A 19133-nucleotide genomic window follows, 5' to 3' on the forward strand; every position below is an offset into this window, starting at 1 on the left:
TACTGATGTGCGGGGACGCACATCTCACAGGAATCTCCATGACACTACTGTCCATCAGACCTTTGATGGTCGCCCTGGCGGGCGCCCTGCCTTTGATCGCCACGGCCCAAACTGCCCCTGTCGCCAAACTGGATCAAATTGTTGTTACCCCTAGCCGCATGGCTCAGCCACTGAAAAACGTGGTGGGTGACGTGACGGTGATTGATCAGGAAACCTTGCAGAAAGCGGGTCAAAGCAGTGTGGCCGAAATTTTGCAGCGTCAGCCTGGAGTGGAGATTTACAGCAGTGGAGGCCCGCAGACTACAACGGGCATTTACCTGCGCGGTACCAATCCACAACATACCCGCGTCATGATCGACGGGATGCGCATCAACAGCTCCACCAGTGGTTCGGTGAACTGGCAAGCGATTGACCTCGCCCTGATCGAACGCATTGAAATTGTGCGTGGCGCAGGCAGCAGCCTCTATGGCTCGGATGCCATTGGTGGTGTGGTGAACATCATCACCAAAAAAGGCGGCGGCGACCGTGCCTTGAGCGCATGGGGGAATGTAGGCCTGGGTTCGCAAGACACCTTCAAAGCCAGCGCCGGTTTTTCAGGTGCGGCCCAAGGCTGGGACTACAGCCTGGCTTCCAGCTACGGCACCAGCGATGGTTTCAACGCAACCAACCCGCTGTCCTTCAGCTACAACCCGGACAAAAATGGCTACACCCAGCACGGACTGAACGGTTCTCTGGGATATGAATGGGCACAAGGCCAACACCTGGGCATGACTGCCATCAACAGCTTTATGGATGGTCAATTCGACAACGGCCTGTCCGAACGCCGCACCCCCAGCACGCAAACACGTCAGCAAGCCTACGGCCTGACCAGCACCAACAAGCTGTCTGAGTTGTGGACCAGCCGCCTGAGTGCCTCGCTAAGCAAAGAAACAGTGGAAAACCGCGCCTTTGGCTCTCGCTATTCCACACTGCAACGCCAATACAGTTGGCAAAACGATCTGACCGTGGCGAAGGGCCATACCGTCTCCTTGCTGGCCGAGCGTCTGGAAGAGCGCATGACCCACACCACCGTACACAAGGACGACAAGCGCAACACCAATGCCTTTGCCCTGATTTACCGTGGCGATATCAATCAACACCACCTGCAAGCCAGCGTGCGTAACGACAATATCAGTGGCTATGGCAACAAGGTAACGGGTGGCCTGGGCTATGACCTGGATATCACCAGCAACTGGACAGTAGGCGTCGCCGCCAACACGGGCTTTCGTGCACCTACGTTCGCGGACTTGTACTCGCCATACAACTGGGGCTTCCAAGGCAACCCGGATCTGAAACCGGAAAAATCCCGCAACGTCGAAGGCCATATCCGCTACACGGACGATACGACTGAGCTGGGCTTGGTGGTCTACCAGAACCGCATCCGCGACATGATCAACCCTTATGTGTGTGACGCCAACTTCGAGTGCACGACCAGCAACACCGAAAAAGCGCGTATCACCGGCTTGACTTTGACGGCCATGAAGCAACTGGGCGACACCACCTTGAGCGCTAGTGCTGACTTCACCGATCCAAAAGATAGAAACACCGACAAGCAATTGGTGCGCCGTGCCAAGCAAAACTACAAAGTGGCTGTGGAGCACAAGTTTGGTGAGCTGAAAACCGGCGCAGAGTACCTGTTCGCCTCCCATCGCTATGAAGATGCGAAGAACGAACAGCGTCTGGGCAGCTACGGCCTGTTGAACCTGACCGCCAGCTACCCTCTGACCTCCAGTCTGGAGGCCCAACTGCGTTGGAACAATGTGCTCGACAAGGATTACACCTTGGCTCGTGGCTATAACAACGCCGGCTCCAGCGTGTTCCTGAACTTTGCCTGGCGCATGTAATCAGTAAAATCAGCTTTGCTTGATTTTGGCGCGGATCTGCACAAGAGCCGCGCCATTTACTTAAAGGCGCACGATGCCCTCTTTGCCTGCGACTTGTCGTCTTCAGCACTCAAAGCGCTCTGTCTGGAGCGGATTGGGGCTATGGGGTTTGCTTTGCCTGTTCGCCCTGCTTTTGGGATTGCCCATCTTGACGCAAGCGCAGGAGCAAGACCCGCTGCTGTCACAGGCGCAGACTCAAGCACAGCCCGAGACACAGACACAGACACAGACACAGACACAGACACAGACACAGACACAGACACGCACAAAGCAAAGCACTCAAGAAGTACAGAGCAAGCAGCAAGATAAAACAATACAAAAAGCCGCGACAGGGCAAGCAGTCCAACCCCCACAAACTGTCGCTCCAGCCCGCGCGATTAGTCTGGCCCCTCACATCACTGAAATTCTGTTTGCCGCCGGTGCCCAAGAGCACTTGATCGCCGTAGACAGTTCCAGTGACTACCCGCCTGCCGCCAAGGATTTGCCCCGCATTGGGGACGCCTTGCGCGTAAACCCGGAACGGCTGCTGGAGCTAAAGCCTGATCAGGTCTGGGCCTGGCAAGCCAACCAGATCGGCCCTGAATTACAGCGCCAGCTACAGCAAACCCATATCAGCCTGATCTTTGCCGCCCCTGAAAAACTGGACGATATTCCCGCCTTTGTCCGTCTGGCAGGAGACAGCCTGGATACGGCGGAGGTGGCCGTGCCGATGGCTGCTTTGCTGGACAATCAGATTGCCGCCCTGCGCCAGAACAGCCGCTTGGGCGAGACGGTCAGCGTGTTTCTGGAAATCGGCTCCGAGCCTTTGTACACCTTGGCGCGCGATCCATTGATTCAAGATGTGCTGACCACCTGCAAAGCGCAAAACATCTACGCTCGCCATGCTGCCGTCGCCCCCACCATCAGTCTGGAAGACGTGCTGCACAAGCGCCCGCAAGTGGTCATCATGGCCTACCGTGATCCGGCCCAACTACGCGCCCGCCACCTGTTCTGGGAAAAGCATCTGGGGCTAAGTCCCCACGCCTTGCTGAACCTGAACCCGGATGCGCTGTACCGCCCCGGCCCCAGGCTGATAGAGGCTACTCGCGAACTATGCGAGCAACTGGATCGCTATCGAGCCCAGGTATCCTGAGCGGTTTTCTACTTCGGCTTAGAACTGATACTTCACCGCCAGCATCATGTTGCGCGGTTCGCCCCAGGTATAGGTGCTGTACCAGGAGAACATGGAGTAATAGCGCTTGTCGAACAAGTTATTGACGGTAAAAGTGGCCGACAAATTTTTGTTGAAGCGATAGCGCGCCATCGCATCTACCAGCCAGTACCCCGAGACCGTATGCCGCACCTTACCCGGCGATCCAGGTCGACTGACATCGCCCCAGGTCTTGCTTTGCCAACGTGCACCGCCGCCCAAGGTCAGGCCATTCAAGTCGCCCTCGAAATCGTAGGTGGTATAGATGTTGAACTGGTGCTCAGGCGATAGGGTCGACACCTTTTCACCATCGCGGCGCGACAGCTTGTAGGCATAGCCTGCATGCATCTGCCATTGCGGCGTTAACTGACCGGCCACTTCCAGCTCTACGCCATGAGTACGCACACCTTGAGTGGCCTCATAAGCGATACCCCCCGACGGTGTGCGCCCCCCCGTTTCCTTGCCAAAGTTATCCTGACGCAGCTGGAAGTAAGCCAGGCTGGACGTCAAACGGCCGCCCATGAATTCGCCTTTGACACCGACCTCGTAGTTATCGCCTCGCAAGGGATCCAGAGTACGACCGCCCTCGTCTTGCAAATCTTGGGGCTGGAAGATATTGGTGTAGCTGGCATAGACCGAGAAGTTGTCGTTCAGGTCATACACAGCCCCAAAGTAAGGCACCCATACACCTGTCTCGCGCATATCCAGCTTGTTGTAGTTGGCATAGCGTGTACCCAGCAGCAGCTTCAAGTCATCACGCAGGTTCAGGCGCGTGCTGACGTACAAACCATTTTCTCGTGTCACTTCACGATCATCGCCCAGGTGCTTCCAGTTCATGCGCGGCCAGCGACCATCCCATTGGTAGTAATTCGAGACATCGGTATTACTGTTTTCACCGTAAGACGCATTGGTCCAGCGACGACGCGATACGCCGCCTCCAACCACCAACTCATGCTCGCGTCCGAACAGTTCAAAGGGGCCGGTCGCATAGAAGTCCGCTGTATTCGAGACCGTCTTGCCCACGTAGCGCCCGGACCATAAGGAGGTGCCTTTGCCCGTCAAAGGATCGGGATTGCCAGCCGCCACCGCCGCCAATTCGGAGTCATAACCGTTGATCAGGTGATTGAGCTGCACCTTGGCCATCCAGCCACTGTCGAACTCATGCTCCAAAGTGGCAAAGGCCGAACGGGTGTACTGGTTCCAGCGACTCCAGCGCGTACCGTTATTAAAAGAACGGTCCATATCGTTGAAGTTGCCTTGCGCGTCATAAATCGGGATGCCGCCCCAGGTCGAGCCTTTGGGGTCGTTATCCTGCAAATCCGCCCCCAGCGTCAGGCGGGTGTCTGGAGTCAGGTCGGCTTCCATAATGCCGTACAGCACCAAAGTCTGACGTTGGTAGTGGTCCAGCTGGCTTTTCTTGTCCTGATAGGCACCGACCATACGGCCACGTATAGACCCTGTCTCATTCAAAGGACCGGAGAAGTCCACTTCACCGCGATAGTTGTCCCACGTACCCGCGCCCGCACTGGCATGGCCCTGAAACTCTTGCGTCGGTTTTTTGCGAATCATATTGATCGTGGCACCGGGGTTGCCACTGCCGGTCAACAGACCAGAGGCCCCTTTCAAGACTTCAACACGGTCATAAATCGCCATATCGCTTAACGTGTTACCGGCGGAGTAAGGCGAATCCCGCAAGGTGGGGATACCGTCGTACTGGAAGTTCTTGATATCGAAGCCACGGGCCTCGTAGGCGGTACGCTCGCTATCGTAAGTAATGATGCTGACGCCCGGCGTATGGCGCACCACGTCATCAATACTGGTCAGGTTGAAGTCGTCCATCTTCTTGCGTGTAGTCACGCTGATGGCCTGCGGCGTCTGACGCGGAGTCAGACGCAAGCGGGTTGCCGTGGCAATCGTGCCCGCTGCATACGTGCCTGAACCTTCGGTAATGTCGCCCAGCGCATTGCGACGCACTTCAATACTGGCCAAAGACTGCACACTGGCGTCGTCCGCCAAGGTGTCGCTATCGGGCAAGGAAATCAAGACATAGCCCTGATCCCGGCTTTGCACCTGAAACGGCTGCCCAGCCAGCAAGGCGGCAAAGCCATCCTGCACCGAATACTGCCCCTGCAAGCGCGGAGCGCGTAAACCCTGCAATCGGGAGGAATCCATCACCAGCGCTACCCCGGCCTGTTGAGCGAACTGGCTCAAGCGGCTGGCCAGATCCCCGGCCTCCAGCGCGTAGGCTTGGGTCGTCTGGGCCGAGGCCGGCGCCACGCTCAGCATCAAGGCCCCTACAAAGGCCAAGCCCAGCAGGCGGCGGCAGGTATTGGGCATGAACGGCGTCTTCACAAGCGCCAAAGGTGGCGCATTCTTCGGGACCATGAAATCTCTCCTTCTTTGGCAAGGTCTATCTGTTAAAGACGCACGAGCTCAAAAAAGCGGCAATCAAGGCCTGAAATTAATCATCAATCCTTGGTCTGACAGGTTCTGCACCTGCAATCGGGGATACAAGTCCTTTAGCAAAGTCAGAGCCGACAAGGGCTTGTCGGCAGGCAAGACAGCGCTGACCGTCAAACCTTCCATACCTTGCGGATTGATCTGTGTTTTGCCGGGGTACTGGCGGGTGATCTGCTCCAGAGCCTGCGTCAAAGGCACATGTTCCAGAAGCAACTGCCGCTGATCCCAAGTGCGTATGACACGGCTTACATCGGTCTGGCGGTTCGCCCCCAGGCCTTGCGCATTAATTTGTACCTGATCGCCGGGCCCCAACTCGCGAGCGGCTTGCGGGCCCTGGGGGCGCGGATAAGCCAGCACCCGAGACGACAGTACCGTCAACAGCGTGCCTTGCGGCTGTTCCTGCACAATAAATTCAGTTCCCAAGGCTTGCGATACCGCCTGGCTGCTCAAGACCCGCAAGGGTCGATCCGGCTGCTTGGCCACCACCACCCGGACCTGCCCTTCCAGCAGCTCAATATCCCGGTACTGCTTGCTATACAAAATCTTGACCTGTGATGCTCCGGCCAACTCCAAACGAGTGCCATCCTCCAGCACCACAATGCGCCATTCTCCGGCAGCGGTCTGTACGGACTGATTGGACCAGGGCAATACAAAGGCCAGAATCGGCAAGATAAACACCACAGCCCAGAGCAGCAGCATCATGCCCTGACGCCAATCACGCAACAGCTTGGGACGCGCCGACAATCCTGCATCCAGCGCACTACGGCCAGGGGTGGTATTGGCCTGTACCGCCAGTTTTCTGACTCTGCCCAAGACCGCTTCCATACCTGCGGCCGCCGCTTCGTGACGCGGGTCCTGCGCACGCCAGGCCATGAATTCGGCTTGGGCCTGTTCGGTGAATTGTTCGGGATCAGACAAGAGCACAACCCATTGGGCGGCCTGTCGCTCTATCTCCTCGTTGGACATGGGGCTCAAGCTGGAATCAAGGTCTGAACATGGAGCAAAGCCTGCACCAGATCATTACGCACAGTGCGTTCGCTAACCCCCAAGCTCTTGGCCACGCTTGATTGCGTTTCCCCATCCAGATAGCAGCTCAGGAACACCATGCGAGCCCGCGCGGACAACTCGTCCAAAGCCTGAGCCAACAAGGCCAGCGCCTCCAGGGTTTGGGCGCACTGCTCTGCCGAGGGTGCTTGCGCCCCTTCGGCCAAGGTCGCCTCCAAGGCTTCCAGATAGGCTTGCTCAACCGCCATGCGTCGGCTGCGATCAATTAACAGCCTTCTGGCCGTGGCAGCCAAAAACGCACGAGGATGACGTAAATGATGAACGGTAGAGGGGGCCAACAGCAGACGCACAAAGGTGTCCTGAACCAGATCTTCCGCCGTAAAGCTGCAATGCAGACGCGCGCGCAACCACCGCAACAACCAGCTACGGTGATCTTGATAGAAATCTCCCATCCCTATGGGCGCTGACGGATAGTCCATAGACCCTGATTAAACTAATCAATAATCATTCTCATTCCAAAATTATGACATGAAAAGACGGGGATTCTGATTGCGAGCGTCGCAAGCGTCGTCTGCTCACGACAGATCATCGATGAAAACAACTGTTCGCCCTGCAGGGCCGTAAAAAAAAGAAGTGCGTTCAGGCTGCAATCAAAAAGGCGGGCATAGCTATAAAGCCATGCCCGCCCAAAGATCTCTGCACAGATCATTGCCGCGGCGCCGGGTTACGCCCCGAATGTCAGGGGCATCTGCCAAGCTCTTACATCACAAAAGAAGGCAGTGTCAGCACGGCATGAGTGGGCTGGTAGCGAAAGCCTTCTACATCGTTCAGACGGGCTTTGGCACGACGGGACAGATGCTTGAGGACTTGGCTGCGCTCCACGGTGGGCAGTGTGGACAGTGCGTTTTCGATGGTGCGACCGGACAGGTCGTTGAGTGCGTAAGCAAACTCGCGAGCACCGTGGGTTTGCAGCAGCTCCAGCAGGTAGCCTTGACGCTGGCGTGATGCGGCCAGGCGCAGAGCGTCTTGCAGAGCGTTGTTGTGTGGGGTGGAACGAAACAGGTTGAGGCGGAACATAGCATTCTCCTTCGGACACAGGGGTCCAGAAAGAGTGCTCACCTCATCAGAGGGGCCCGCTTTGTGGTCCAGTGTCCAATTGACTGGTCATTAAGGAGGCTTGTCCTTTACAGGAACAAAGCCATAAAGAAGGATCAGGGTCCATTTACTTTTAAACGTGAGTAGTTAAAAAAGAAGGTGCAACGGTTTTTGCACCAACAGTATTTTCGCATCTGAGTGTGGGCTTGTCTGCCAGGCATTGGCACACGTTCCATCGCCTTGCAGACATCAAATTTATACTTAGGGATATGTCCCCTGAGCCGTCCCCACAAGCACTCAGCCCTGCCCGACCTTCCTGCGCCAGGGCCAGTGAGAACACGGACTCAGGTGCAGGAAACCGGCCATTTCATTAGAAGTGATGCGTCACACCCAAAGCCACACGGCTGCTACGCGGTTCGCTGGCACTGGCTGCCGTTTCCATATCAAAGCGACGTCCTTGAGCCGCAAAGGCATAGACGCTGGTTCGGGGCGACAAGGCATGCACATAGCCCACAGACATCACCTGAATGCGACGTGCGCGCTCATCGGTATCCTCCCATGTCCAGTTCGGACGGCCCAAAGACCATTGCAGCTGGAACTCGCCCTTGCCTACAGGAATCGCCGTGCCCACATACCAGGTGTCCAGTCGGCCACCGTTGATGAACTCCGCCGGGCCCAAGCCTTCCAAGCCCTTGTCTTGCAGATGGGCAGGACCATCATCACCATTCAGGCCCACAAAGCCATTGCTCTGACGGCTCCAGCCAGCTGCAAGACGGGCTACCTCAAAGTCATAGCTCGCACCCAATTGCCAGGCCGTAGGACGATGGGACTCGACACGACTCAAGCTCTCGTAACTGGCCCCCAACAGCCAGGGGCCGTCCTCGTAGCGCAAAGCGAGGCTATAGAGTTTGCTGCGAGACCCTCCCAGGCCCTGCTCGCCCACATCCGCGCTATAGCTGGCGCCTAACTGCATACCCGCCCATTCCGGGCTGCGCCAGCTGAACTGATTGGAGATCTGGTAGTTGTCCGAAGCACGCATCAAAGCGCCCATACCAAAGTCTTTCCAGGAACCCACTTCAATGGCAGAGACAAATTCCTGGCCCACGGTGTACAGGCGTCCAAAACGCAGCTCGCCCCAGTTATCACTGCCCAGACCCAGCCAGGCCTGATAGTTGAACAGACGCTCGGAATCCTCGGCCCGGCCTGTGGCCAGATCAATACCGCTTTCCAGATTGAAGGTGGCGCGCAGCCCATCGCCCAGATCCTCATGGCCGCGAATCCCCCACAGCGAGTCCGTCTGCCCACCGCTTAATACGTCGCGCTGCGAGCCTTCACCGCTCACGCGAGTCCAACCCAAACCGGCATCCAAAGTGCCATAGAGCTGCACCGAGGTTTCAGCATGGCTGTGGCTGGGCATCATCAGCGCTCCTGCAAGACCAAACAGGGCCACGCCAGCTGCCAAAGAAGCGGCTTTGCTCAATTGAAAAGGACTGCACTCCAGCACACGACGCCAGCCACAGGCCACAGGAACAGGTTCACGCATCAGAACTCCTAACAAGGTTTGATTACCCGTCGCCACCACCACACCTTGTGCGGTCCCGGCCACAACCCGGTCGCCCATGGCGCAAGTATCGGGTGCGGCCTGCAAAATGGCGCGGTTCAGAATCAGGTGATCCTGATGGATCAAGCGCAGATCCGCCGGCACGTAATCACCGGCAGACAACAGCACGATATCGCCAGTCACGAGCATACGAGCCGGCACGCGGGACTGGTGATCCCGTGCCAGATCGTACATGGTCAAATCGCGGCGCACCTGACAGGTTTGTTTTTTCATGGTCTGGACCACTTGGGTCAGATCAGCGGGGCTGGAACGCAGTACCCGTACCTGATTGGGGCCGTTCTGTATAAGACGGCGCAACACTTCATCAAAGGCCAGGCCATGGCGCTGGGTACTCAAGGCTTGCAACACTTGTGGCACGCTGCGGGTGGCGTAGTAGCTCAGCGCACAGTGGGCACGGCGTACCAGACGCACCGGGCTCTGGTGTACGACGGCGCTGTGATCGGGATGGAAAAACCGGCTTGCATTCATGGATACCTCTACACATTGGTGCAGGGACGGCCACCCCGCTCTGAAAGGTTAGGGATGTGTTTACCGTCGCAGTGGAAAGACAAAAATCGCTAATTGATTCGGATAGGAGTTAGCGCCTAACCGTGCCAGCACACAGCACTCCCCCTTAACGCAACGCGCCCGATTTCTTGATTGTCCAGATCGGTACCGCCGTCAACACCAACACGGTCACCAACTGCACCCACATGGTGCCCTCCCAAGATAACTCGGGCATGACATGGAAGTTCTGACCGTACCAGTTGATCAAGGCTGTACCGGGCACCAGCAAGGCCCACAGCACCGTAAAGACCTTGGTCACGTTCAGGTCGCTCATGGCCACGGACTCTCCGGCGGCACGCCAATGAAAACGCTGGCGTTCAATGACGAAATGCGCACGGCGCTGCATGCCTTCAATGGCGGCAATCAGCTCGTCCACTCGGCTCAACTCCAGGCTTTTTTCCTGATACACCCAGCGGCGCAAGCGTTGTGCGGCCTGCTCCAGATCGTCAATGGAATGCATCACATGAGACAGCGGTTTGTGCAGGGTTGCCATATGGCTGTCCAGATCAATCATGTCCTCGGCACCGCGCGAATAGTCCGTGCCGACATTGGACAGAAAGCCGCGCAAGGACAGGGTCGAGACACTCAGGCCCTGATCAATACGGTCCAGCACTTGCGAGGTCTGCGCCAGCAATTGATACAGCAAAGTCAAAGCCAGGGCATGGGAGCTGGCCAAGGACATTTCCTGGGCACTCAAGCGCTCCAGAGCCTGGCCGGGACGCAGCAGACGATGGCCAGTTTCCACGGTATACAAAGGCTGATCGTCCTGCCCCAAACACCAGATCAGGTCAGACACCTGCATCTGTTCGTCACTCACTCGCACACAGCGTATGCGTGTGGCCATCCCCAGGCTGGCCTGGGCTTGTGGCAGCAAATCCACGCGATACAACTTGCCCAGATCTTCCAGCGCCTGACGGTCAGGGGCCTGCAAGCGCCGCCAGGAAGCCATATCCTTGAAACGGGCCGTCATCGCATCCACCCTTTACGCTTTACATAGGCCAAGGGAGCCAAGGCAAATACGGCGGTCATGCCCATGACCAGCCACTCGCCACCGATAATTTCCAGCTCGGGCATATTGGCAAAGTTCTGGCCGTAAAACGCCGCGATCAGCGTAGGCGGCAAGAACACTGCAGTAACCACTGTAAAGACCTTGATCACCTGGTTCTGCTTCAAATCCAGCGTGGTCATCAAGGACTGCTGCAAGTTGCGGATCTTGTCGTGCTGAAAGCGGGCATAGCGACGCAAGCTTTGAATGTCGGAGAGCAACATGGACAGGTTCTCTGCGCTTTCGCCACCGGGCGTACGACGCAGCCAACGGCCTGCGCGAGCCAGCATCAATTGCCCTTCCACGGTTTTGGCGACCAGTTCCTCGGCCTCACCCAGGCCGATAGCGGTACTGGCAATATCCGCTACCCCGGCCTGACGGCCGGAGGTATCAAAGCCGCCACTGGCTGCCGCCACCGTATCGCTGCGCTCGTCCAGACGCCCGGCAATATCGGAAATCGTGGCACGAGCCTGGTCGTTCAGAGCCTGCAGGATCATGAACAGAATTGACGCGGGGCTGGGCGCAGCTTGTCCGGCCTCTGCCATGGCGTTCAACTGCTGGCTGACTCGCTCCAAGGTATCAACCCGCACGTCCTGCTCCACGCTGATCAGGCGGTCCTTGCTCAAGGCGAACAGCAGGCTAGTTTCGCGGTACTGCTGGCCCTGACGTATCACCATCTCCACGGGAATCAGAATAAAGCCCGCTTCTTCCGCGGCAGCACGGCCCCGTTTGACGCTCAGGTCCAGGCCCAGTTTGGCTTGCGCCTCGGCCAGTTCATCGTGCCGGCTGGCCGACAGCTGCAACCATGCCGTTTTTTGCCCGCGCTTGTCGCTCAGGCTGGACACCACCGCGCCCCCCTGTTTTTTTTCAGTCATGGCTTAGTCCTCGCTTTGTACCTGTTCCGCTTCCGGGGAAACCATGTAGTGGCCATACAAATGCAGACCGGCAAAACTGCCCAGAATCAGGATGTACAGCACCACCACCGCAATCATGATTTCGCGCTCGATATGCGCGGTGCGTGGGCGGTTGGCACGCGCCCGGTCAATGGCCTGACGGCGCTGCTGGACGGCCGCGTTGGAGTCCGACTGCAGGCTCAAGTCTTCATTCCAAACCAGTCCGCGTAATTTATCCGAGCCTGCCGTTGCCACCTCGGTACTGCTTTTCAGTGTGTTCAACATACGAAATTCTTCCCATTCATTTAAGTATCAAAGGCAGCGCGCTCTAGCGCAGCCAGCCCCGGTGTTTCACATAGATCAGCGGCAACATGGAGAACAAGGCGGTGGAAATAATCCCCACTATCTCGGCGTGCTCCCATTGCAGAATCGGCATATAGGCAAAGTTCATGCTGTAGTAGGTTGAAATCAGCATGGCGGGCAGGAACACGGCGGTCACCACCGAGAACACTTTCACAATCTGGTTCTGCTTCACGTTCAGCGCCATATTGTTGGTGGTCTGCAAAAGGCGGACGCGGTCGTGCACAAAGTTCACCTGCTTTTCCACGGCCTCGATGTCGTCGATCAGGGTATGAAAAACAGGCTTCAGTTTTTCCTGATCTGCGGGTAAACGCGCCAGGGCATGACGAGCAGCCATGGCCAGCTGCAATTGGCTTTCCAGGCAGTCGGACAAGAGTTCTTCTACTTCGCTCAAATCCATCTGGGTGGAGACCACATCACTGACGCCAAAGTCCCGGTCCTTGGTTTCCAGGCTGTTGAGCACGGCGTTGGTCTGAGTCAGCACCTTGCCCAGATCGTGGCTCAGGGAGTCCAGCAGTTCATCGGTGGCATCGTTAATGGATTGCAAAATCACCGCAAAGCTTTCAAAGGCATCGTTCTCGCGACCATCACGCTGCAAGCGCTGCAGGGCCTGGGCCAGTGGCTTGGGGCTGGGATCAGGTTCAATGGACACCAAGGCTTCGCGGCTCAGGATGAACACCACACGGCTGGCTTTCTTCTGACCCTTGTCCACGTTCAGAAACGTCACAGGCACAAAGCTGAAGGGGCCTTCCTGTGTGGGACTGTTCTGCAAGGTCTGTGGAATTTCCACGCCCAGCTTTTTACGAAGGCCACTGATCTGCTCAGTGGCATGGATGCTGATGCGCATCCAGTTATTGGGCTGGCCGTCGTTGCCAAAGAGCGGCGGCGTTTTACCTTGGTCCGTCATTGTTGATCTCCATCAGAACGGGTCTCTTGGGTGCTGGACGCATCGGGCGACGGCGTCGTGGTACCCATGTAAAAGCTGGAATGCGAGCCGGAGGTAGAACTGGTCCGGGTTTCCAGGTGCGAGTTGCTGAAAAACAGCCAGCTCACCACCACAATCAAAATGCCCCACGAAGACAGCAGCATGGAAAAGGACAGACGTTCGTAGCGCGACCAACGCTTGCGACCCTTGAGCGGTGCAACACTGGGGCGACGCGCCGAGCGGGTCCAGACCTGGGCGGCCAGCGAGTTGTCCTGATACGGTTTGCTGCTCAAGGAAGAGGGAATGGTTTGTGGCATAGCACTCTTTTGGGTTAATGAAAGCCACAGCAGCCGTCCATGACGGTGCGAACCCCGCATGGGCTGGTCTGCTGTGACAGGTTGAACAGAAAAGGGGTAGGGTCCAGTGCTCAAGAGCGCTGGGGCTGGCGATACTCACGCAGCCAGTCCTGCGTGCCGTAGCGGTGCGGGAACAGGGTGAACAGGCTGGGCGACGGGCCATGAGTGCGGCGGCGACCCAAATGCCCTACTCGCACGCCGGTATGCATGGCGTTGTAGACCTGACTGCGATCAAACGCGGGAAGCATGGCCAGAACATCGGCGCGGACACGAGCCGAAAGCTCGGGCAAGGCCTGGGCAAAAGCCAAGGTGCCGTGCGAGGCCAGCAAGTCGCACACGGCGACAGGACGGTAAGTGGCGACAGCCATACGCAAAGCGCGCTGCAAGCTATCGTGAGGGCGGGAAAACAGCATGAGATTCTCCTGGGCACACGGCCACAGAAGCGCCCCACACGTCTTAGACCGTGAGGAACCTGGAGCCGGTGCTCAATTCGCAATGGGGTTTCATGCGGACATGAAACGCGGGGCGCAACGCAAATGTGCGTCTTTCAGATTCAGGGTCAGGGCCCAAGAACGTGCTCCTTTAACAATCAAACAATGCCAATCGAACTCAAGCCCCAGGTACATCAGCACCTGAGGCTTGTGTCCGAGCGATAAAACAGAAAGAACGGATGAAATCTACGGATCCCTCAAGAAAAATCCCGTTCTTGAGGAACAACAGAATTTTCGCATCGCAACTCTGGCAGGGCCAGCCTGCATTGGGGCCTTGCGCATGGCCTTAAACATAAGGCGAATATGCCAAGGTATATATTTGCCACAGCCACAGGCCAATCGGGCTCGCATCCGTGGCCAGCCCCCTGCCCGAGCCAAATCCCTACCGCACACCAGCAAGTCGGCATACGGGTTTTCCTGCGGGCACCGGCCAAATGGATTATTCTTGCAATGTTTGCCCAGCAAAAAACCAATTCTTTATCCGTCAACAAAGACGGATGCGCAACAAAGCACCACCATGACCCAAACAGTGAACAACGATCCCTTTATCCTGGCCGGAACCAGCTACCAATCCCGGCTATTGGTAGGCACCGGTAAATACAAAGATTTTGATGAAACTCGTCAGGCTATTGAAGCCAGTGGCGCTGAAATTGTGACGGTGGCCATTCGCCGCACCAATATCGGCCAGAACGCCAACGAGCCCAATCTGCTCGATTACCTGCCCCCCTCCAAATACACCCTGCTGCCCAACACCGCGGGTTGCTATACCGCCGAGGACGCCGTGCGTACCTTGCGTCTGGCCCGCGAACTGCTGGACGGCCACAAACTGGTCAAACTGGAAGTGCTGGGCGACTCCGGCAATCTGTTCCCCAATATGCCCGAAACCTTGAAAGCCGCCAAAACCCTGGTGGATGAAGGCTTTGATGTGATGGTGTATTGCGCCGACGATCCTATCCAGGCCCGTATGCTGGAAGAGATTGGCTGTGTAGCCATCATGCCCTTGGCCTCCCTGATCGGTTCGGGCATGGGCATCATCAACCCCTGGAACCTGCGCCTGATCATCGATCAGAGCAAGGTGCCTGTGCTGGTCGATGCCGGTGTCGGTACAGCCTCGGATGCGGCTATTGCCATGGAACTGGGCTGTGATGGTGTCCTGATGAACACCGCGATTGCCGGTGCCCGCCAGCCTGTGATGATGGCCAGCGCCATGAACCTGGCTGTACAAGCCGGTCGTCAGGCTTATCTGGCTGGCCGTGTGCCCCGCAAATACTACGATGCCGACCCCAGCTCCCCCACCGAAGGGCTGATTCACTCCCGTACCTGATTGAGACATGATTCCCAACACGCTGACCATTGCCGGGGTTGACCCCTCCGGCGGCGCCGGTATTCTGGCTGATGTCAAAGCCATGAGCGCCCTGGGTGCTTATGCCACCGCTGTGATTGCCGCTTTGACGGCACAAAATACTCAAGGGGTAACCGGTATCAGCCCGGTTCCTGCCGACTTTGTGCGCCAGCAGATTGATACGCTGTTTGCCGATGTGCGCATTGATGGTGTCAAGATCGGCATGTTGGGCCAGGAGGCCGTCACCACCGTGGTGGCCGAGCGCATGGCTCACTTCAAACCCAGGCATCTGGTGCTGGACCCGGTAATGATCGCCAAAAGCGGCGATCATCTGCTGGAAAAGTCGGCCGTCCATGCCTTGCGTGAACAGTTAGTGCCCCAGTGCACCATGATCACGCCCAATCTGCCCGAAGCCGGTGTCCTGCTGGACGCCCGCCCGGTAGAAACCGTCAAGGAAATGCGTCAGGCTGCCGAGCGTCTGCGTCGCCTGATGAATCACAGCGATCAACGCTGGGTCTTCCTGAAAGGCGGTCACCTGCCCGGTTCGGACTGCATAGACCTGCTGCACGATGGCGACAAGATGATCGAAATGCCCGCCAAACGTATTGATACTGCCAATACGCACGGCACCGGCTGCACCTTGTCGGCTGCGCTGGCCGCCCTGCTACCCCAATACAGCAATGTGCCTGACGCTGCTCTGGCTGCCAAAAAGTACTTGTACGAAGCCATTGCCCGTTCGGGTGAACTGACAGTGGGCAGCGGACATGGTCCGGTGCATCACTTCCATAAACTGTGGCCATCGTCCTGATACGTGCCGTTTGATCGGGCCGCTTGAAGGCCCCTGTCTTATGTCTACACTTGGAATTATTGTCGCCATGCGCGAAGAGCTGGAGATTGTGCTGGAGCGCTTGCAAGAGCCCCAGACCATCCAGCGCGCCGGCATGGATTTTCATCGCGGCAGCTATCTGGGCAAGCCCGTTGTGGCCGTGGTTTGCGGCGTGGGCAAGGTCAACGCCGCCGCCTGCACCCAGATGCTGATCTCGGAATTTGCCGTGGGCAGCATTATCAATATCGGTATTGCGGGTGCGGTTGAACCCAGCATCCGACCGGGCGATATCGTCATTGCCGATACCCTGGTCCAGCACGATGTGGAACTGAAAGCCCTGGGTCTGGCGCCGGGACAGGTTTTCCGTCTGGATACCTTCGATTTCCCCGCTGACCCCGCCCTGCTGACCGTGGCTCAAACCGCCGCCCAGCAGATCGAAGGCCACCAGGTCCATACGGGCCGAATTGTTACCGGCGACCAATTTATCGCATGTAACGATAAAATACAGTGGTTAAGCGCCACCTTCAACGCTTTAGCCTGCGAAATGGAAAGTGGCGCCATTGCCCAGGTGTGCTATCTGAACAAGGTACCTTTTGTCTGCATACGCAGTATTTCAGACAATGCCAACAGTGAAGCGCACATGGATTTTGATACCTTCTTGCCCATTGCCGTCAACAACGCCAGCACCTTGCTCCATGCAATGGTGCCGTCCTGCTAAGCCCAACTGCGCATCTTTATCGATGTGCTGGCTTATAATCGGCTCTTTGCCAAGCCTTTAGTTTTCTGGAAGCTATGAACCATTTTGCGCTGTCTGAACTCGAACGTGCCCGTTACTACATGGTGGAACAACAAATCCGTCCCTGGAACGTATCCGACGAAAAAGTGCTGCAAGCATTGGTCGAGGTCCAGCGCGAACGCTTTGTTCCCTCGTCCTTGCGCCCTTCGGCCTTTTCGGACACCGAGCTGCCACTGATCATCAATGCCGTGGACACGCACGAGACCATGCTCTCGCCCAAAGTCGAAGCCCGTCTGGCTCAAGAGCTGCTGCTGCAGCCTAGCGACGGTGTGCTCGAAATTGGTACCGGCTCGGGCTACCAGGCTGCTTTGCTGGCTCACCTGTCCCAACAAGTTACCTCCATCGAAATTGACAGCAAACTGGCCGCTTTCGCCCAGGAAAACCTGCAGCGCAACAATGTGCGCAACGTCAAGGTTGAAGTGGGTGACGCACACGCAGGCTGGGGCACCACCGAGTACGACGCCATTCTGGTCACCGGCTCCGTGCCCACCATTCCTGATGCTTTGAAGTACCAGCTCTGTATCGGCGGCCGTCTGGTTGTAGTGGTCGGTCAAAACCCGGTCATGACGGCTGTACGTATTACTCGCACCAGCGCGGCCAGCTTCGAGACGACACCCCTGTTCGATACCTGGATCAAACCTTTGCGCGGCACCGCCGTTTCGCAATTCCGCTTTTAAGCACATATGCGGTTCATGACTCCCTTGCGCCTGGCATTGCTTTCGCTGCTTGCCTTAAGTAGCACCGCCCAGTCGCAAGATCTGCTGCAGGCCTGGAACCAGGCCCTGGCACATGAACCGCAGTTTGGCGCTGCGCAAGCTGCGCATCAAGCCGATCAGGAACAAGTACCCCAAAGCCGGGCACAACTGTTGCCACAGATCAGCGCCATCGGCACAGCCGAACTACAGGAGCGTCGTCAAACCAGCAAGCTGTCCAATCAGCATTCCAGTGACCGAGCTGCCTGGACCTTGACGCTGAGCCAGCCCGTGTACAACCGTAATGCCTGGGCCCGTTACGAACGTGCCCAATTACTGGCGCAGGGTGCGGATATTCAGCTGACGCTGGATCGGCAGGATTTGATGCTGCGCGTCAGCCAAAGCTATTTTGATGTGCTGGCTGCGCAAGATACGCTGTCCACCCTGAAAGCCCAGCAAGCCGCCATTGACGAGCAATTGCGCGCTGCTGATCAGAACTTTCAACTGGGCGGCACCACGATTACCGATACCTACGAAGCCAAATCGCGCCTGGACCTGACCCGGGCTGGCGTCTTGCAGGCTGAAAATGCCTTGCAAGTGGCTCAGGACAAGCTGGCTGCGCTGACGCTGGAGCGTTATGACACGCTGGCGCGCCTGCGTGAGCCTTTGCGTCTTCCCGCCCCGCAGCCTGCGAATTTGCAAGACTGGCTGGATCAGTCCAGCCAGTCCGGCTTGACCGTGGCACTGGCTGATATCAAGGCCCGTGCTGCCGAAGAGCAGTTGAAAAGCACCCAGGCCCTGCACGAACCCACCCTGGCCCTGAAAGCCCAAACCGGCAGCGGTAGCGACCAGACTCTGTTTGGCCAAGCGGGCGGTGGCCCACGTTCGCTGAACAGCGCTTTAGGTCTGGAGTTAAGCATCCCGATTTTCCGTGGTGGTGAAACCAGCTCGCAAGTACGCGAACAAAGCTCGCGCCTGCAACAGGCCCGCTACGATCATCAGTTCGCTATTCAGCAATCCATCCAGCAGACGCGCCAGTACTTCTCTGGCGTCACCACAGGCCTGGTCCGTGTGCAGGCACTGGAAGCAGCCACCAAATCCAGTCAGGACGCCCTGGAGGCCAACAAACTGGCTTACGAGGTCGGTGTACGTGTAAACATCGATGTACTCAATGCCCAGCAGCAGTTGTACGAAGCGCAACGTAGCTTGGCCCAAGCGCGTTACGAAGTTCTGATGAACAGCCTGCGCCTGAAAGCAGCCAGCGGCACCTTGAACGAAAACGATCTGCGTGCTATCAACGATCTGCTTGAACCGGCGTCCTGAAGCCTGCGCTGGCAAAAAATACAGACTAGGCACCGCAATCTGGCCTTTAAAGTGCGGCCTCTCCAGCCAGATTTAATATCTCCGAATTATGCTCAATATCTGCCTCTGAGGCAGACACGCCAAGCAAACCAGATCAAGCACGAGGGTCACATCAAACCTTGTTCAGCCACTGACAGTGGCATTAGCAACCCGGCCTGGCTTGGGTCCAATGCCCCGGCACATCTCAAACGCCAAGCAGTCCTGGGC

Annotated in this window: 18 protein-coding genes; 7 read left to right on the forward strand and 11 right to left on the reverse strand. The window is 57.3% G+C overall.

The features are described 5' to 3' along the window. The first annotated feature begins 38 nt into the window (after positions 1–38). Together NIZ92_RS16750 and NIZ92_RS16755 are read left to right on the forward strand one after the other, a co-directional pair. Positions 39–1883, forward strand: a complete 1845-nt coding sequence (locus NIZ92_RS16750) for a TonB-dependent receptor (protein WP_254002292.1) — start codon at positions 39–41, stop codon at positions 1881–1883. Positions 1884–2070: 187 nt separating this feature from the next. Next, positions 2071–3054: an ABC transporter substrate-binding protein gene (locus tag NIZ92_RS16755; RefSeq protein WP_254002293.1), complete on the forward strand. Its 984-nt coding sequence runs from the start codon at positions 2071–2073 to the stop codon at positions 3052–3054. An 18-nt stretch (positions 3055–3072) separates the two neighbouring features. Here NIZ92_RS16755 and NIZ92_RS16760 read toward each other — a convergent pair whose 3' ends face one another. The 11 genes from NIZ92_RS16760 to NIZ92_RS16810 all read right to left on the reverse strand — a co-directional run bounded on the left by NIZ92_RS16760 (position 3073) and on the right by NIZ92_RS16810 (position 13830). Further along, positions 3073–5496, reverse strand: coding sequence for a TonB-dependent receptor (locus NIZ92_RS16760; protein ID WP_254002294.1), 2424 nt, complete (start codon positions 5494–5496; stop codon positions 3073–3075). A gap of 63 nt (positions 5497–5559) precedes the next feature. Then, positions 5560–6537, reverse strand: coding sequence for a FecR domain-containing protein (locus NIZ92_RS16765; protein ID WP_254002295.1), 978 nt, complete (start codon positions 6535–6537; stop codon positions 5560–5562). A gap of 5 nt (positions 6538–6542) precedes the next feature. Beyond that, positions 6543–7055, reverse strand: a complete 513-nt coding sequence (locus tag NIZ92_RS16770; RefSeq protein ID WP_254002296.1) for a sigma-70 family RNA polymerase sigma factor — start codon at positions 7053–7055, stop codon at positions 6543–6545. A 280-nt stretch (positions 7056–7335) separates the two neighbouring features. Further along, complete coding sequence (locus NIZ92_RS16775; RefSeq protein WP_035270349.1) at positions 7336–7653, reverse strand: hypothetical protein; 318 nt, start codon at positions 7651–7653, stop codon at positions 7336–7338. Positions 7654–8041: 388 nt separating this feature from the next. After that, on the reverse strand, positions 8042–9760 hold the full coding sequence (locus NIZ92_RS16780; protein WP_254002297.1) for a porin: 1719 nt from the start codon (positions 9758–9760) through the stop codon (positions 8042–8044). 145 nt (positions 9761–9905) lie between these two features. Further along, entirely contained in the window at positions 9906–10808 is a 903-nt protein-coding gene (locus NIZ92_RS16785; RefSeq protein ID WP_254002298.1) for a CorA family divalent cation transporter, read from the reverse strand. Continuing rightward, complete coding sequence (locus tag NIZ92_RS16790) at positions 10805–11758, reverse strand: CorA family divalent cation transporter (protein ID WP_009458711.1); 954 nt, start codon at positions 11756–11758, stop codon at positions 10805–10807. Before NIZ92_RS16790 ends, NIZ92_RS16785 begins: the two co-directional genes overlap by 4 nt. A 3-nt stretch (positions 11759–11761) precedes the next feature. Then, the gene (locus NIZ92_RS16795; protein ID WP_009458709.1) at positions 11762–12061 is read right to left on the reverse strand and encodes a hypothetical protein; all 300 of its coding nucleotides are present in this window, start codon (positions 12059–12061) and stop codon (positions 11762–11764) included. Positions 12062–12104: 43 nt separating this feature from the next. Then, complete coding sequence (locus NIZ92_RS16800) at positions 12105–13043, reverse strand: CorA family divalent cation transporter (protein ID WP_009458707.1); 939 nt, start codon at positions 13041–13043, stop codon at positions 12105–12107. Continuing rightward, positions 13040–13378: a hypothetical protein gene (locus NIZ92_RS16805; protein ID WP_179136473.1), complete on the reverse strand. Its 339-nt coding sequence runs from the start codon at positions 13376–13378 to the stop codon at positions 13040–13042. Before NIZ92_RS16805 ends, NIZ92_RS16800 begins: the two co-directional genes overlap by 4 nt. 110 nt (positions 13379–13488) lie before the next feature. After that, complete coding sequence (locus NIZ92_RS16810) at positions 13489–13830, reverse strand: hypothetical protein (RefSeq protein WP_052159301.1); 342 nt, start codon at positions 13828–13830, stop codon at positions 13489–13491. A gap of 595 nt (positions 13831–14425) precedes the next feature. Here NIZ92_RS16810 and NIZ92_RS16815 point away from each other — a divergent pair. From NIZ92_RS16815 to NIZ92_RS16835, 5 genes are all read left to right on the forward strand, one after another. Then, a complete protein-coding gene (locus tag NIZ92_RS16815; RefSeq protein ID WP_060185327.1) occupies positions 14426–15232 on the forward strand; it encodes a thiazole synthase in 807 nt (268 codons plus the stop codon). A 7-nt stretch (positions 15233–15239) separates the two neighbouring features. Then, entirely contained in the window at positions 15240–16058 is an 819-nt protein-coding gene (gene thiD, locus NIZ92_RS16820) for a bifunctional hydroxymethylpyrimidine kinase/phosphomethylpyrimidine kinase (RefSeq protein WP_022983636.1), read from the forward strand. A gap of 40 nt (positions 16059–16098) precedes the next feature. Beyond that, the gene (locus tag NIZ92_RS16825; RefSeq protein WP_035270343.1) at positions 16099–16794 is read left to right on the forward strand and encodes a 5'-methylthioadenosine/adenosylhomocysteine nucleosidase; all 696 of its coding nucleotides are present in this window, start codon (positions 16099–16101) and stop codon (positions 16792–16794) included. Between the two features lie 74 nt (positions 16795–16868). Continuing rightward, complete coding sequence (locus NIZ92_RS16830; RefSeq protein ID WP_035270341.1) at positions 16869–17549, forward strand: protein-L-isoaspartate O-methyltransferase; 681 nt, start codon at positions 16869–16871, stop codon at positions 17547–17549. Positions 17550–17564: 15 nt separating this feature from the next. Further along, positions 17565–18887 carry a TolC family outer membrane protein gene (locus tag NIZ92_RS16835; protein WP_238441736.1) on the forward strand — a complete coding sequence of 441 codons (1323 nt, stop codon included), beginning with the start codon at positions 17565–17567 and terminating at the stop codon, positions 18885–18887. The last annotated feature ends 246 nt before the right edge of the window (positions 18888–19133 follow it).

The sequence above is a fragment of the Alcaligenes sp. 1735tsa3 genome, assembly GCF_024134565.1.
In the GTDB taxonomy this organism is placed as follows: Bacteria; Pseudomonadota; Gammaproteobacteria; order Burkholderiales; family Burkholderiaceae_B; genus Alcaligenes; species Alcaligenes phenolicus.